The organism is Streptomyces sp. NPDC055103 (genome assembly GCF_053607625.1).
In genome coordinates this window covers 24,481-40,281 of record NZ_JBSGTX010000044.1, presented here as the reverse complement: position 1 = coordinate 40,281, position 15,801 = coordinate 24,481, and the positions used below count along the sequence as shown (strand labels likewise).

Below are 15,801 nucleotides of genomic sequence, written 5' to 3'. Positions count from 1 at the left end.
GGTCTTTATATAGGGCATACAGGGTTCTGTCGGGCTTCTCAGCCGGTCCTCAGACGGCTCTCATCTACGGCTCCGAGAGTCGTAGCCATGACGGACTTCCAGGAGCAGCAGCCGCAGCAGCAGCCGTACTACCCGCCGCAGCCCCCGAGGCCCCCGTACGCCCCGACGCAGCCGCACGAGACGGCTCAGCCTTACGCGGCCACGCAGCCGTACGAGACGGCTCAGCCGCGCGAGGCGACGCAGCCGTACGAGACCGCTCAGCCGTACGCGGCGACGCAGCCGATCACCACCGAGCCGGGGACCACGATCTGGCCGTCCGGCGGACACGTACCCCCGTCCGGCGGGCACGTGCCGCCGCCCCTGGACCCGCCGGTCGCCTTCGCGGCGGCCGCCGCCGCTCCCGGGGCCCGGCGCCGCGCCAAGCGCGGGGTCGGACTCCTCGCGGCCGTGGCCATCGCGGCCGCGGTGGTCGGCGGCGGCACGGCGACCCTCGTCCAGCAGCTCACCGCCGACGCCCCCGCCACCGCCTCCTCGGCCGTGAGCGGCACGAACGTCTCCGCGAGCAGCGCGGGCACGGTCGCCGGCGTCGCCCAGGCCGTCTCCCCCTCCATCGTCGAGATCTCCGCGACCTCGAACTCCGGCAAGTCCACCGGCTCGGGCGTGATCATCACCTCCGACGGCGAGATCATCACCAACAACCACGTGATCTCCGGCGCCTCCACGGTCACCGTGCGGCTCAGCGACGGGAAGTCGTACGAGGCCGAGGTCGTCGGCACGGACCCCGACAAGGACCTGGCGCTGATCAAGCTCAAGGGCGCCTCCGGGCTGAAGGCCGCCACGCTCGGCGACTCCTCGAAGGTGAAGGTCGGCGAGGAGGTCGTGGCGATCGGCTCCCCCGAGGGCCTGACCGGCACGGTCACCAGCGGCATCGTGTCCGCGCTCGACCGGGACGTGACGGTCGCCAAGAACGACGACGGCGCCGGCGCCGGCCAGGACCAGCAGCAGCAGCAGTACGACCCGCGGCAGGGCTGGCCGTTCGAGTTCGGCGGGCAGCAGTTCAACGGCGAAACGGGCACGTCGAAGACGACGTACAAGGCGATCCAGACCGACGCCTCGCTCAACCCGGGGAATTCCGGCGGCGCGTTGATCAATATGAACGGCGAGATCATCGGAATCAATTCGGCCATGTATTCGCCCAGTTCTTCGAGCGGTTCCACGGCCGGAAGTGTCGGCCTCGGATTCGCCATTCCGGTCGACACGGTGAAGGCCGACCTCGACAGCCTCCGCTCCGGCGGAGACAACTGACCGGTGTCCGGAGCGCGTGCGAGGCTGGTGCCATGACTGGCCAGGTGAACGAAGGCGCCCGTGAGCGCATCCTGATCGTCGAGGACGAGCCCGCCGTGCGGGAGGCCCTGCGGCGCAGCCTCGCCTTCGAGGGGTACGACACGCAGGACGCCGTCGACGGGCTCGACGCGCTCGCCCGGATCGAGGCGTACGCCCCCGACCTCGTCGTCCTCGACGTCCAGATGCCCCGCATGGACGGGCTCACCGCGGCACGGCGGATCAGGGCCGCCGGCTCGACCGTGCCGATCCTCATGCTGACCGCCCGCGACACCGTCGGCGACCGGGTCACCGGCCTGGACGCGGGCGCGGACGACTACCTCGTGAAGCCGTTCGAGCTGGACGAGCTCTTCGCCCGGATCCGGGCGCTGCTCCGGCGCAGCTCGTACGCCTCCGCGGGCGCGGCCCCGGCCGACGACGACGCGCTGACCTTCGAGGACCTGCGGATGGACCTGGCGACGCGCGAGGTCACCCGGAGCGGGCGGACGGTGGAGCTGACCCGCACCGAGTACACGCTCCTGGAGATGTTCCTGGCGCATCCGCGGCAGGTGCTGACCCGGGAGCAGATCCTCAAGGCGGTGTGGGGCTTCGACTTCGAGCCGAGCTCGAACTCGCTCGACGTGTACGTGATGTACCTGCGGCGCAAGACGGAGGCGGGCGGCGAGCCGCGCCTCGTGCACACGGTGCGGGGCGTCGGCTACGTCCTGCGCGGAGGAGGAACCGAGTGACCGGCGCTACGCCCGGGCCCGGCTCCGGCGGTGGGCCCCGCCCCGGCCCCGATGGCGCGCCCGGGGCCGCCTCCGGCGGTGTGCCCCGACCCGGCCCCGGCGGTGTGCCGAACCCCGGTACCCGCTTCCGGCCGCTGGCCTGGTTCCGGTCGCGGCCGCTGCGGTCGCGGCTCGCGCTGCTCACCGCCTTCGCGGTGGCCGTCGCCGTCGCGGCGGTCTCGCTGGCCTGCTGGTTCGTGACGCGGGCCCAGCTGGAGGCGGAGCTGGACTCCTCGCTGCGCAGCAGCAGGCTGGACGGGGCCTCGGTGCAGAGCCTGCTCACACTGTGCCGCCAGGGCACGACGCCGCCGCCGGTGGCGGGCTCGTACACGGTGCAGGTGATCCTCGCCAACGGAAGCGTGTGCACCTCCGGCAAGGCCGCGATCCCGGCGGGCCCCGCTGACCTCGCGGTGGCGCGCGGCCAGTTGTCGTACGCGCTGCACACGGTGAAGGACGACGACGGCCGGGAGATGCGGGTCTACACCTACCCGCAGGAGGGCCCGCTGGGGCTCGCGGTCTCCGTCGCCCGTCCGCTCGCCGAGATCGACAACTCGATGTCCACCCTGCGCTGGGTGCTGCTCCTGGTCTCCGGGATCGGCGTCGTCGGCGCGGGCGCGGCGGGCCTGTGGGTGGCGCGGACCGGCCTCGAACCGGTGAACCGGCTGACCGGCGCGGTCGAGCACGTGGCCGCGACCGAGGACCTGACGGTCCGCATCCCGGTCGAGGGCGAGGACGAGATCGCCCGCCTCTCCCGCTCCTTCAACGCGATGACGGCGGCGCTCGCGACCTCCCGGGACCGGCAGGCGCAGCTCATCGCGGACGCCGGCCACGAACTCCGCACCCCGCTCACGTCCCTCCGGACGAACGTGGAACTGCTCGCACGGAGCGAGGAGACCGGCCGGGCGATCCCGCCGGACGACCGGCGGGCCCTGATGGCCTCGGTGAAGGCGCAGATGACGGAGCTGGCGGCGCTGATCGGCGACCTCCAGGAGCTGGCCCGCCCGGACACGGTGCGGCCCGGGCCGCTGGAGGTGGTCCCGCTCCACACGATCCTCCGCTCGGCTCTGGACCGGGCCCGGCTGCGCGGCCCGGAGCTGACGTTCGTCACGGACCTCGCGCCCTGGTACGTACGGGCGGAACCGGCGGCGATCGAGCGCGCCCTCGTCAACGTCCTGGACAACGCGGTGAAGTTCTCGCCGCCTCGGGGCACGGTCGAGGTGACCCTGATGCGCGGCGAGCTGACGGTCCGGGACCACGGCCCCGGCATCCCGCCGGACGAGCTGCCGCACGTCTTCGACCGCTTCTGGCGCTCCCCGTCGGCCCGCAGCCTGCCGGGCTCGGGCCTGGGCCTGTCGATCGTGGCCCGCACGGTCGCCCAGGCAGGCGGCTCGGCGAGTCTCGCCCCGGCGAAGGGCGGCGGGACGGTGGCGACGGTACGGCTGCCGGGCGCGCCTACTCCCCCGCCGGGCTCAGGCGGCTGAGCGCTTTGGCCGGCCTGTTCCCGTTCCTCACCGGGCAACGGCTGATGCGTCGAGATAGACGATTCGCTCGACAGGTTCGCCAGGTTCCGGCGCAAAGCGCTTCGGCAGGCCTGGCGGGAGGGCGGGGGCAAGCGCGTGGAAGACCGCTGCGCAGGCATCGGGGCCATAGTCCTGGTAACGCTCGGTGGCGCGGAGCCAAATGGCACCGGACGGCAGGCGTGTCACTTCGTGAAACGCGCCCGTGGCGATCAAGGTCTCGACGCCCCCGAGAGGCTCGGCAAGCTCCTTCGGGCCGATGGTCCACCACTCATAGCCACGCAGCGCCTTACGACTCCCCGGGATGGTCTCGTGAGGAAACCTCCACGGCGGCCCGAGCGTGCGCTCGAGTCCGGTCTTGCCCAGCCCGTCGTGGTAAGTCAGATTGGCAAAAGAGGGGTCCAGGCGGTCACTGATGCCACGCAGGAAGCAGAGAACCGTCTCCTGTCGCTCGGGGTCGAGCATGTCGGCCTCGGGAATCTGGAAGGACAGGACGGTCCAGCCGATCGCATCACCGTCGTCGTCGCACGGACGGTCGACCGTCATCCCCAGGTGCCATGCGGTGGACCGCAGGGCATGGGGCGGCGTATCGCCTCTGGAGGGAGCTTCGGTCCTCCCTCCAGAGCACGCCGGTGTTCACCCGCCAGGGCGGTGAAGCCGCCGTCCAGCCACGCCCGCGCCAAGCCCTCGAAGGCGGATGGCCCTGGGCACTCGACGTTGATCTCGGCGTGCAGATAGCGAGGCGTCATGCGGGCATGTCACCACACGTCCCTGACAGCCGCCGGGCATGGGACCCGCGTGCGGCGGCCGGACGACTACCTCACCAGGTCACAGCTGATCAGTTGTGGCGGAGCAGGGCCTCGACGAAGCCTGAGCGGGTGTTCGGGTAGTCCATGGGGACGATCCCGAGCCCGGTCGCGCCGGACGCGGCCGCGCTGTCGAGGTAGCTGTGCACGCGGGGGTTGAGCCGGTCACTGTTCCAGCGGGGCGGGAGCAGGGCCGAGGTACTGACGAAGTTCACGTAGAGCCGGCCGGGCTGTTCGACGGCCGCACGGAAGTGCGCCTCGATTTTGGGGTACTTGGCGTCCGGCAGCGCATTCCAGTCGTCCTGAACGGCAAAGACAGAGCCGTTCCCCCATCTAAGCCCCGGCAGCCCCCCGTTGTCGGCGAGCAGGACGACGCGGCCGCGGGCCTCGCCGAGGAGCGGCAGGCCGTCGCCGATCCGGAAGAGGGAGCGCCAGCCGCGCCCGTCGAGGTAGTCGTCGAAGACCGCGCGGAAGGTGGCGTCGGACTCCTCCGAGTACTCCTGCTTGACCCGCATGAGGACGGTCTCGGAGGGGTGGGCGGCGAGGAAGGCCGAGCAGGCGACGAGGACGTCGCCGAACATCATGTTCTGGTACGAGGCGCCGTGGTGGATCGCGAAGGACCCGCCGGTCACCCGGCACCGGATGTCCAGGAACCGGATCCCGCTGTCCAGCTGCTGGGCGATGGTGGAGTTCTGACACTCGGCCCAGGGGCCGCCGTAGCGGGCCCCGGAGTCGTGGGTCCCAGGAATGGTCAACCGCTGCAACGCCGTGGCATCCCCGTGTCCGCCCATCCACGCACGTGTGTCCACGGCCGCGGCGGGAGGCGCCCCGATCAGAAGAGCGGCGCCGGCACCCAGGGCGCCCGCGAGAAATCGTCGTCGATCCATGGGCGCACTATGGCAGGTACACAACAACTACTGCCAGGGTGCGGCCACTACAGAAGCAACGCTCGGGGACAAGCCGCAGGCCCGGCCCTGCCTCTCAAGCAGGCCACCGCACTCCCCGCGAGCTGCCTGCCGGTTCAGGCAGCGGTCTTCTGTTCGGCCACGACACCCGCACGTTCACCGAGAGCACGCACAACCCGGCTCTTGGACTGCGAAGCGACGTGCTTCCGGAGAACCCCGAAGTGCTCGTCGCCGCGCGCGGTCGACAGCGCGGTGTAGTCGTCCAGGAACCGCTCCCAGGTCTCGCACGCCGCCTCGACATGTCCGAGTTCCCACTGCCGGGCGGCCATCACGCCGTGCGCGTGCACACGTCCCTGCCGCTCATTCGAGGGGCGCGCTCGATTGGACCGCTGCATCGCTTTGATGGAGCCGGGCAGATCTCCGAGTTCGTACAGCACGTGGGAGACATGGAAGTGGTACGCGGCCTGGTCGTACCCACCGACCGCGTCATTCCGACCGTCCGCCCGCGTCAGCGCCTCCTCCGTCTCCCGAAGCCGCGTGAACGCCTGCCTGCGGTCCTTCACCATCGCCGCACCGTGCGCCTGCTGGCCGCGCAGGAAAGCCACGAGCCGCGGCCCTGCCGACGGCGCCGCCTCGGCAGCGGAATCCGCGTACTCCAGGGCCTTCGGCCCGTATCCAAGATTCGACGCCTGGAGCGCCATGCCTCGCAGCGTCCGGCAGTAGGTGAGGTGGTCCTGCGCATCCCGGGCGAGATCCAGGGCCTGAACGAAGTACCGCTGGCCCAGACCGTGGGCGCGCTCGTACATGGCCATCCACCCCGTCAGGTAGACGAAGTCCGAAGCCGCCGCCCGCATCTCCTGCTGAACCTTCGAAGTCGCGTCCGCCTCCAGCCACGACAGCACGGTGTTCGCGAGGAAGGCCGCTGCCATGGGCCGGGCGTGGCCGCCCCCAAGGTCGTCCAGAATCGTCGCAATATGGTCCGAGAACCGGCCCACACGAGAACAGTTCCACTGTGTCGTCTGCGGTCATCGCGGGCACGCGGACACGGTGGGGGCAGTAAACGTCCTACGGGCCGGGCTGGTCCGTCGCGAAGCTCAATCCGCCTAGCGAGAAGCCGCCGCCATGAGGCGGTGGAGGAGTCACGTAGTCGTCCTGGATGTCCTGGCTTCATCGGAAGGGGGCGAACCGTCGAAACGGTCCGCCCCCAGGTCTCGATGCCCTACTACTTGATGACCGTGATGCGGTCCGTCGCCGGCGGAGCCAGCGGCGCGGTGGCCGAGGAGTGGGCCGTCAGGTAAGCGGTGAACACATCCAGGTCGACGGCGCCGACCAGCTTGTTCTTGTGCTCCTTCAGGACCGGGAAGCCGTCGTTGCCACCGGCCAGGAACTCGTTCATCGCGACCCGGTAGGTCTTCGCCGGGTCGATCGCCTCACCGTTCAGGCGGATCGAGTCGACCACGATCCGGTCGGCCCCGGTCTTCGTCAGGTCCAGGGTGTACCTGAGGTTCTTCGACACCTGGAGGATCTTCGGGGCGCCCAGGTTGGCACCGCTGACCTGCTGCTGGAGCGCGGTGACCAGCTGGGCTCCGGTCAGGTCGACCGCCGTCATCATGTTGGCGAACGGCTGGACGCTGAAGGCGTCCTCGTAGGTCACGACGCCCGACTCCCGGCGGACCAGCGGCATGCGGACACCGCCCGGGTTCATCAGGGCGAGCTGCGCGCCGCCCTTGTCGGCCGGGGCGAGACCCTCCAGCTGCGCGTCCGCGATGAGGTTGCCCAGCGGCCTCTCGTACGCCTTGTCGGAGTTCTCGATGTCGGCGGAGATATAGCCGACGGGGCGGCTGGCGACCGGCGCCGACAGGGCCTTCCAACGCTGGATCAGCGAGTTGACGGCACCGTCCGGCTGCACGGTGCGGGTGACGACGTGGTTCGCGGAGGCGACGGCCGTGCGGACGATGTCCTTCGTGCGGCGGTCGTAGGTGAGCGTCGTGTCGGTGTAGAGCCGGCCGAAGGAGGCCGCCGAGGTCACCGTGCGCGGGTTGCCCGCCGGGTCCGGGATGGTGCACGCGTACGCCTGGTGGGTGTGGCCGGTGACCAGGGCGTCGATCTGCGGGCTGAGGTTCTTGGCGATGTCGACGATCGGGCCGGAGACGCCGCTGCCGGCGCCCGGGCTGTCACAGTCGTAGTCGTACGCGCCCGAGGCCGGCTTCCCGCCCTCGTGGAGCAGGGCGACGATGGACTTCACACCCTTGCGCTCGAGCTCCTTGGCGTACTTGTTGATCGTCTCGACCTCGTCGCCGAACTTCAGGCCCTTGATGCCGTCGGCGGCCACGATGTCCGCCGTGCCCTCCAGGGTCACGCCGATGAAGCCGATCTTGACGCCGTCGCGCTCCCAGACGAAGTACGGGTCGAGCAGCGGCTTGCCGGTCTTCTCGTCCGTGACGTTGGCCGCGAGGTACGGGAAGTCCGCCCCCTCGAAGGTCTTGCCCTCCACGGAGCAGCCGTCGACCGGGTGGCAGCCGCCGTTCTGCATGCGGGCCAGCTCGCGCGCGCCCTCGTCGAACTCGTGGTTGCCGACCGAGCTCACGTCGAGCTTCAGCTTGTTCAGCACCTCGATGGTCGGCTCGTCGTGGAACAGACCGGAGATCAGCGGCGAGGCGCCGATCATGTCGCCCGCGGCGGCGGTGACGGAGAACCGCTTGCCCTGTCGGGCCTGGTTCAGGTGCGCGGCGAGGTACGCGGCGCCGCCGACGTCCTTGATCTCCCCGACCGTGCCGTCCGGCTTGAGGTAGCCGAGCTTGCCCGCGGAGCCGGTCGGCGGCTCCAGGTTGCCGTGGAGGTCGTTGAAGGACAGCAGCTGGACGTCGACCATCCGGCCCCAGCCCTTGCCGTTCCCGTAACCGCTCCCGGCGGCGAACTCGTCCCCGGCGGCCCCCGCCGACGACGGCATCGCGGCGAAGAGCGCCCCCACGGTCGCGATTCCCGCACCGGCGGCCAGAATTCGCCGCCCGGTCTTGTTCTTCCGCTTCATCCCCGGTATCGCTGCCATCTCTCCCCTTTGCCCCTTGCCCCGTTTCGCGGCCTTGATCTACTCCCCCGTCTGCCGGTGCAGCCTAGAGTCAACGCGCGTAGCGCAACAGGGGGTAGCGGGTTACAAGACAGTTGCCGCCGCCTTTCCCCGGGGCGGCGGCGCGTCCCCGTAGGCTCGTACCCATGACTTCCGACGCGGCGCCGACCCTCGAACCGGGACGGCAGATCCACACGTATGACGAGCTCTCCCCCGAGCAGGTCCAGGACGTACTGGAGCTCCTCGAGGCCGCCGACCGGACCGACGGGCTGCACGCCGTGTCCGAGCAGGGGCGGCTCTACCTGCGGCACGGCCGCCGCGAGGGCGTGCGTCACTTCCTGCTCTCCGTCGGCCCTCACCTCTACGGCTACGCCCAGCTGGAGGAGACCGACCCGATCGAGGCACCGGCCGCCGAGCTGGTCGTCCACCCGTCCCATCGCGGCCGCGGCCACGGCCGGGCGCTCGGCATCGCCCTGCTCGCCGCCTCCGGCAAGCGGCTGCGCGTCTGGGCGCACGGCGGCAAGTCGGCGGCCCGGCACCTCGCGCAGGTCCTCGGCCTGACGCTCTTCCGCGAGCTGCGCCAGCTGCGGCGCTCCCTGGCGCCGCTGGACATCGCGGAGCCGGTGCTGCCCGAGGGCGTCACCGTCCGTACGTTCGTCCCGGGCCAGGACGACACGGCCTGGCTGGCCGTCAACGCGACCGCGTTCGCGCACCATCCCGAACAGGGCTCGCTCACGCAGCGCGACCTGGACGACCGGATGGCCGAGCCGTGGTTCGACCCGAAGGGCTTCTTCCTGGCGGAGAAGGACGGGAAGCTGATCGGCTACCACTGGACGAAGACGCACGCCGAGGAGCAGCTCGGCGAGGTGTACGTGGTCGGCATCCTGCCGGAGGCGCAGGGCGGCGGCCTCGGCAAGGCGCTCACGGCGATCGGCCTGCGGCACCTGGCGGCGCAGGGGCTGCCGACGGCGATGCTGTACGTGGACGCGGACAACACGGCGGCGGTCACGGTGTACGAGCGGCTCGGCTTCACGACGCACGAGGTGGACCTGATGTACCGCACGGAGTCCTGAGCCCCCCTCAGGTGCGTGAGGACAGGGGGCGGTTGACACCGCCCCCTTCTTTGCACCACCCTTTCACTACTTGATTAGTGAAAGGGTGGTGGAAGGGATCGTGGTCGAGTACCGCATCGACCGGCGCAGTGGCGTCGCCACCTACCTCCAGATCGTCCAGCAGACGAAACAGGCCCTCCGGATGGGCCTCCTGGAGCCCGGCGACCGACTGCCCACCGCACGCGAGGTCGTCGAATCGACGGCCATCAACCCCAACACGGTCCTCAAGGCCTACCGCGAGCTCGAACGCGAAGGCCTCGTCGAAGCCCGCCGAGGCCTCGGCACCTTCGTCCGCACCACGCTCGGCACCGGCCCCGCCGACTCGCCCCTGCGCGGCGAACTCACGGACTGGGCCCGCCGCGCCCGCGCCGCCGGACTGGACCGCGAGGACGTGTCCGCGCTCTTCACATCCGTACTGAAGGAACACTTCGAGGGGGACGAATGACCGACCCGGTCATCCAGGCCGAAGGGCTCGGCGTGCGCTACCGAAGGCGCAGCGAGGTCTGGGCTCTCAAGGACTGCGGTTTCACCCTGCCCGCCGGCCGGATCGTCGCCGTCGCCGGCCCCAACGGCGCGGGCAAATCGACGCTCCTCACCCTGGCGGCAGGGCTGTTGCGGCCCACCGAGGGCCGGATCGTGACGCCCCCGCGCGACCGCCTCGCGTACGTCGCCCAGGACAAGCCGCTGTACGGGCAGCTCACCGTCGCCGAGACGCTGCGACTGGGCCGCGAGCTCAACCCGGACCGCTGGGACCCCGCCGTCGCCGACCGCGTCGTCGAGGCCGGATCGCTGGACCAAAACGCCCGGGTCAGCTCCCTCTCGGGCGGCCAGCGCACCCGCCTCGCGATGGCGCTCGCCCTCGGGAAGCGGCCCGAGGTCCTGCTCCTCGACGAGCCGATGGCGGACCTCGACCCGCTCGCCCGGCACGAACTCATGGGTGCCCTCATGGCCGACGCCGCCGACCACGGCACGACCGTCGTCATGTCCTCGCACATCCTCACCGAGCTGGAGGGCGCCTGCGACCACCTGCTCCTCGTCCAGAACGGCCGCATCCGCCTCGACGGCCCGATCGACGACCTGATCGCCGCGCACACCCTGCTGACCGGGCCGGTGGCCGACCTGACCCCGCACACCGTCGTCGACTCCCGCACGACAGGCCGTCAGCTGACCGCGCTGGTCCGCAGAGAGGGCCCGATCGAGGGCCCGTGGCAGTCCGCCCAGCCCTCCCTCGAGGAGCTGCTCCTCGCCCACCTCCGCGCCTCGCGCACCCCGGAAGGAGCGTCCGCATGACCGCCCCCACCCTCCAGGGCCCGTACTGGGTGACGGTCCGCCAGCATCGCCGGGCCCTGTGGTGGTCGCTCGTCCTCGTAGCCGCCGGCATCGCGCTCCTGGTCACCTCGCGGCTGTGGTCCGACAGCGCGGTGGAGACACTGCGCGCGGCGGGCTGCACCGTCGGCAGCGAGGACCGGTCCTGCTTCCAGTCCGCCCGCGACTACGTCGACGGCCAGTGGATCGCCCGCGATCTCATCAGGTACGCCTCCCTGGGCATGCTCGTCCTGCCCGGCCTGCTCGGCGCGTTCGTCGCGGGTCCGATGCTCGCCCGCGAGCTGGAGACGGGAACGTACAAGCTCGCCTGGACGCAGTCCGTCAGCCCGGCGCGCTGGCTCGCGGCCAAGGTGGCGGTGCCCGCCGCGCTCGTCCTCGTGGGTGTCACCCTGCTGAGCCTGGCCTTCTACTGGTCCTGGTCGTCCGGCCCCGCCAACGACTTCCCCACCTACTGGTACGAGCCGATGATGTTCGTCTCGTACGGCATCGTGCCGGTGGCGCACGCCCTCCTGGGGCTGGCGCTGGGTACGGTCGTCGGCCTTCTCGTCCGGCGGACCGTCGTCGCGATGGCCGCCGCCGCGCTGATCACCGGAGTGGCTGTGGCCGTCCTCGCCGGGCTGCGCGAGCGGTTCTGGACCGTCCAGACCCTGACGGGCCACGGCCTGTCGCCCAAGGGCGAGGTCTGGCAGCTGGACAGGGGCATGCTCACCGCGTCCGGCGAGCGCCTCTCCTGGGACGACTGCTTCGCCACCCAGCCGAACAACGCCGCACGGTGCATGGCCGACCGCGGCGGGGTCGTCGAGTTCATCGACACCCACCCCGCGTCCCACTACTGGCCGATCCAGCTCGTCGAGACCGGTATCTGCCTCGCCGTCGCCGCCCTCGCGCTGTACGCCGCCTTCCGCGTCCTGCGCGCCCGGCACCCGTAGAAGCCCGACGCCCGGCACTCGTAAGGAGGAACCGGGGCCGGGGTCCTGACAAGGGCCCCGCCCCCGATTCCCGGACGACATGTCGTCGTTACCGGCCATTCAGACGCGCTTGCGACGCTCACGCAATGAAGCGCTCCGTGACCCCGCCCGGCAGGGCGGCCCTCCCCAAGGGGAGACTTCCCTCCCCCACGGCCCGCTCCGACGCGCCCGACGACCCCTTCGCGCGGAAGAATGGGGCCATGAGCCAGCAGCCCGCCGAGGTCCCGGTCCAGTCCTCCGCCACACCGTCCGCCCAGACGTCGGCCCAGACGTCCGCGAACAGGTCCGCGAAGACATCCGAGAAGACGAGCGCGAAGACGTCCGGGAAGACGTCCGCGAAGGCGTCCGCGAAGACGCCCGACCCGTCCTCGTCCCTCGGGCCCATAGCCGCGCACCGCCCGCGCGTCACCGGCGCGACCGGCGGAGCCGCCGCCCCCGTCGCCGGCATGGACGCCGGCCCCGCCACGTACGTCGCCGACACGACGCTCGGCGACGAGCTGCCGCAGGGCCGCTTCCTCGACCGGGAACGCAGCTGGCTCGCGTTCAACGAGCGCGTCCTCGAACTGGCCGAGGACCCGACGACCCCCCTCCTCGAACGAGCGAACTTCCTCGCGATCTTCGCCTCGAACCTCGACGAGTTCTTCATGGTCCGGGTCGCCGGCCTCAAGCGCCGCATCGCCACCGGCGTCGCCACCCGCTCCGCCTCCGGCCTCCAGCCCCGCGAGGTCCTCGAACTCATCTGGACCCGCTCCCGCGAGCTCATGGCCCGGCACGCCGCCTGCTACCAGCAGGACGTGGCCCCCGCCCTGGCAGACGAGGGCATCCACCTGATCCGCTGGCCCGAGCTCACGGAGAAGGAGCAGGCGCGGCTCTTCACCCTCTTCCGGCAGCAGATCTTCCCGGTCCTCACCCCGCTCGCCGTGGACCCGGCGCACCCCTTCCCGTACATCTCCGGCCTGAGCCTCAACCTCGCCGTCGTCGTCCGCAACCCGGTCAGCGGCCACCGCCACTTCGCGCGCGTGAAGGTCCCCCCGCTGCTCAACCGCTTCCTCGAAGCCTCCCCGCAGCGGTACGTCCCCCTGGAGGACGTCATCGCCGCGCACCTGGAGGAGCTGTTCCCCGGCATGGAGGTGCTCGCGCACCACATGTTCCGGGTCACGCGGAACGAGGACCTGGAGGTCGAGGAGGACGACGCCGAGAACCTCCTCCAGGCCCTGGAGAAGGAGCTCATGCGGCGCCGCTTCGGCCCGCCGGTCCGCCTGGAGGTCGAGGAGTCCATCGACCCGTACGTCCTCGATCTCCTCGTCCGCGAGCTGAAGGTCTCCGACGCCGAGGTGTACCCGCTGCCCGGCCCGCTCGACCTGACCGGTCTCTTCGGGATCGCCGGGCAGGACCGGCCGGAGCTGAAGTTCCCGAAGTTCGTCGCGGGCACCCACCGGGACCTCGCCGAGGTCGAGTCGGCGTCCGCGCCGGACATCTTCGCGGCGCTGCGCGAGCGGGACGTGCTGCTGCACCACCCGTACGACTCGTTCTCCACCTCCGTCCAGGCCTTCCTTGAGCAGGCGGCCGCCGACCCGGACGTCCTCGCGATCAAGCAGACGCTGTACCGCACGTCCGGCGACTCCCCGATAGTCGACGCCCTCATCGACGCCGCCGAGTCCGGCAAGCAGGTCCTCGTCCTCGTCGAGATCAAGGCCCGCTTCGACGAGCAGGCCAACATCAAGTGGGCGCGGAAGCTGGAGGAGGCCGGCTGCCACGTCGTCTACGGCCTCGTCGGCCTGAAGACGCACTGCAAGCTGTCGCTGGTCGTCCGCCAGGAGGGCGAGCTCCTTCGCCGGTACTCGCACGTCGGCACCGGCAACTACCACCCCAAGACGGCCCGGCTCTACGAGGACCTCGGCCTCCTCACCGCCGACCCGCAGGTGGGCGCCGACCTGTCCGACCTGTTCAACCGGCTCTCCGGCTACTCGCGCCGCGAGACGTACCGCCGTCTGCTCACGGCGCCGAAGTCGCTGCGGGACGGTCTGGTCTCCAGGATCATCAAGGAGATCGCCCACCACCGCGCCGGCCGGCCCGCATACGTACGGATCAAGGTCAACTCGATGGTCGACGAGGCCATCATCGACGCCTGCTACCAGGCCTCCCGGGCCGGAGTGCCGGTCGACATCTGGGTCCGCGGCATCTGCGCCGTACGCCCCGGCGTCACCGGCCTCTCGGAGAACATCCGGGTCCGCTCGATCCTCGGCCGCTTCCTCGAGCACTCCCGGGTCTTCGCCTTCGGCAACGGCGGCGAACCCGAGGTCTGGTTCGGCAGCGCCGACATGATGCACCGCAACCTGGACCGCCGGATCGAGGCCCTCGTGCGGGTCTCGGACCCGGCCCACCGGGCTGCGCTGACCCGGCTCCTGGAGACCGGGATGTCCGACACCACCTCCTCCTGGCACCTCGGCCCCGACGGGAACTGGACGCGGCACGCGACCGACCCCGAGGGCCGGCCGCTGCGGCACGTCCAGGAGATGCTCATCGACGCGCGGAGGCGCCGGCGTGCACAACCTTGACCCCCTGCGGGACGTCACGGCGGGGGAGGTCGTGGCCCCCTATCTCCACGCCCGGGCCGCGGACTTCCTCCGCGGCCTGCGGATCCACGGCGAGAGCGGCTCGGACGCGGCCGGTACGGACGAGGGCGCCCGTACGCTACGGGCCGCCGCCCGCCGGATCGGCGGCACCCTCCACACCTTCCGGCCGCTGCTCGACACCGCCTGGGCCGACCAGCTGCGGACCGAGCTGGCCTGGCTCTCCGGGACCCTGGCCCTCGAGCACGCCTGCACCTCCCGGCTCGTCCGGCTGGTGGACGCGCTGTCCCGCCTGTCGAGCAGCGGCGGCCCCGTACCGGCGGCCCGCGGCGGCGAGACCGCGGGGCCGGCGGCGGCATCGACCGGACTCACCGTCGGCGCCGCCCGGGCCGGCGCCCTCCTCGAACGCCAGCTGACCCTCGCCAGGACCCGCGCCCACTCCGCGGCCCTCCAGGCCCTCGGCTCCGCCCGCTTCCACGCGGTCGCCGACGCCGTCGCCCTCCTCGCCTCCGAGGTGCCCCTCGGCCCCGCGGGCGGAGCGCCCGCCATGGAGGTCGTGGACGCGCCCGCCGCCGTCGCCGAGCGGCGCCTCCTCGAATCGGTGGCCGCTCTCCCGCTGACCCGGGCGGCCCACCCGTACAACGCCGACGCCCTCGCCCTCGCCGCCGGGGAGACCCAGGACGCGCCCTGGCACCGGACCCGGCACCTGCTGCGCCTGCACCGGTACGCCTCCGAGGTCCTGCACACCGGCGGCGAGCCCGACCCCGTCCTGTACGAGTCGGCCCGCGCCCTGGACCGCCACCGCGACGCCGCCGAAGCCGCGACGGCCGCCGCCGCCGCGGCCCGTACCCCCCGGATCGCCCCGGCGACGGCGTACGCCCTCGGGGTCCTCCACGCCGACCAGCGCCACGACGTCGAAGCGGCCCGCTTCGCCTTCCAGCACGCCTGGCGCAGAGCGACGGCCCCGGTCCCGTGACCACCCGGGACGGCGCCCCGATCCTGGCCGCCGGGTGCGTCCTGTGGCGCCCGGCGGTCTCCGGCCACGGGATCGAGCTGGCCTTGATCCACAGGCCGAAGTGGGCGGATTGGTCGCACCCCAAGGGCAAGCTGAAGCATGGGGAGGGCGCTCGGGAGGCGGCCGTCCGCGAGGTGCGGGAGGAAACCGGCATGACGTGCGAGTTGGGCTCTGAGCTCCCCACGATCCGATACCAGGTCCAGGGCCGAGCGAAAGAGGTTCGCTACTGGGCAGCCAGGGCCACGAGCGGCTCGTTCGAACCGAACCGGGAAGTGGACCGGCTGATCTGGCTCTCCCCCTCAGCCGCACAGAAGCGACTCACACAGCAAGAAGACAAGGTCCTGGTCGCTGACCTCGTGAAGATGCATCCCGCACGGGGCGGGGAGGGCCCGTAACCGTATCCG

The 15,801-nt window shown here is 71.5% G+C and carries 13 protein-coding genes and 1 pseudogene; 10 read left to right on the top strand and 4 right to left on the bottom strand.

The features are described from left to right. Positions 1-87: 87 nt before the first annotated feature. From ACWFR1_RS25695 to ACWFR1_RS25685, 3 genes are all read left to right on the top strand, one after another. On the top strand, positions 88-1,305 hold the full coding sequence (locus tag ACWFR1_RS25695; protein WP_453554960.1) for a S1C family serine protease: 1,218 nt from the start codon (positions 88-90) through the stop codon (positions 1,303-1,305). Positions 1,306-1,337: 32 nt separating this feature from the next. Continuing rightward, positions 1,338-2,069, top strand: coding sequence for a response regulator transcription factor (locus ACWFR1_RS25690; RefSeq protein WP_453554958.1), 732 nt, complete (start codon positions 1,338-1,340; stop codon positions 2,067-2,069). A gap of 104 nt (positions 2,070-2,173) precedes the next feature. Next, on the top strand, positions 2,174-3,589 hold the full coding sequence (locus tag ACWFR1_RS25685) for a sensor histidine kinase (protein WP_453555018.1): 1,416 nt from the start codon (positions 2,174-2,176) through the stop codon (positions 3,587-3,589). 27 nt (positions 3,590-3,616) lie between these two features. On the opposite strand, the gene ACWFR1_RS25680 is transcribed toward ACWFR1_RS25685, so the two are convergent. From ACWFR1_RS25680 to ACWFR1_RS25665, 4 genes and pseudogenes are all read right to left on the bottom strand, one after another. Continuing rightward, positions 3,617-4,171, bottom strand: a complete 555-nt coding sequence (locus ACWFR1_RS25680; protein WP_453554956.1) for a hypothetical protein — start codon at positions 4,169-4,171, stop codon at positions 3,617-3,619. Between the two features lie 292 nt (positions 4,172-4,463). Next, positions 4,464-5,318 (bottom strand): phosphatidylinositol-specific phospholipase C, encoded by an 855-nt coding sequence (locus tag ACWFR1_RS25675; RefSeq protein ID WP_453554954.1) that lies wholly within the window; start codon positions 5,316-5,318, stop codon positions 4,464-4,466. A gap of 134 nt (positions 5,319-5,452) precedes the next feature. Continuing rightward, positions 5,453-6,331 (bottom strand): annotated as a pseudogene (locus tag ACWFR1_RS25670) (hypothetical protein); the annotation flags it as partial. A gap of 227 nt (positions 6,332-6,558) precedes the next feature. After that, positions 6,559-8,385: a bifunctional metallophosphatase/5'-nucleotidase gene (locus ACWFR1_RS25665; protein WP_453554952.1), complete on the bottom strand. Its 1,827-nt coding sequence runs from the start codon at positions 8,383-8,385 to the stop codon at positions 6,559-6,561. Between the two features lie 164 nt (positions 8,386-8,549). Between ACWFR1_RS25665 and mshD the strand changes: the two genes are divergently transcribed. From mshD to ACWFR1_RS25630, 7 genes are all read left to right on the top strand, one after another. Next, complete coding sequence (gene mshD / locus ACWFR1_RS25660; RefSeq protein ID WP_453554950.1) at positions 8,550-9,476, top strand: mycothiol synthase; 927 nt, start codon at positions 8,550-8,552, stop codon at positions 9,474-9,476. Between the two features lie 100 nt (positions 9,477-9,576). Next, positions 9,577-9,960, top strand: coding sequence for a GntR family transcriptional regulator (locus tag ACWFR1_RS25655; protein WP_453555016.1), 384 nt, complete (start codon positions 9,577-9,579; stop codon positions 9,958-9,960). Next, complete coding sequence (locus tag ACWFR1_RS25650; protein WP_453554948.1) at positions 9,957-10,805, top strand: ATP-binding cassette domain-containing protein; 849 nt, start codon at positions 9,957-9,959, stop codon at positions 10,803-10,805. The genes ACWFR1_RS25655 and ACWFR1_RS25650 overlap by 4 nt, the downstream gene beginning before the upstream one ends. Continuing rightward, positions 10,802-11,770, top strand: coding sequence for a hypothetical protein (locus ACWFR1_RS25645; protein ID WP_453554946.1), 969 nt, complete (start codon positions 10,802-10,804; stop codon positions 11,768-11,770). Before ACWFR1_RS25650 ends, ACWFR1_RS25645 begins: the two co-directional genes overlap by 4 nt. A 125-nt stretch (positions 11,771-11,895) precedes the next feature. Beyond that, the gene (locus tag ACWFR1_RS25640; RefSeq protein WP_453554944.1) at positions 11,896-14,367 is read left to right on the top strand and encodes an RNA degradosome polyphosphate kinase; all 2,472 of its coding nucleotides are present in this window, start codon (positions 11,896-11,898) and stop codon (positions 14,365-14,367) included. Next, on the top strand, positions 14,354-15,358 hold the full coding sequence (locus tag ACWFR1_RS25635) for a CHAD domain-containing protein (protein ID WP_453554942.1): 1,005 nt from the start codon (positions 14,354-14,356) through the stop codon (positions 15,356-15,358). Before ACWFR1_RS25640 ends, ACWFR1_RS25635 begins: the two co-directional genes overlap by 14 nt. Then, complete coding sequence (locus tag ACWFR1_RS25630; protein WP_453554940.1) at positions 15,355-15,792, top strand: NUDIX hydrolase; 438 nt, start codon at positions 15,355-15,357, stop codon at positions 15,790-15,792. Before ACWFR1_RS25635 ends, ACWFR1_RS25630 begins: the two co-directional genes overlap by 4 nt. Positions 15,793-15,801: the final 9 nt, after the last annotated feature.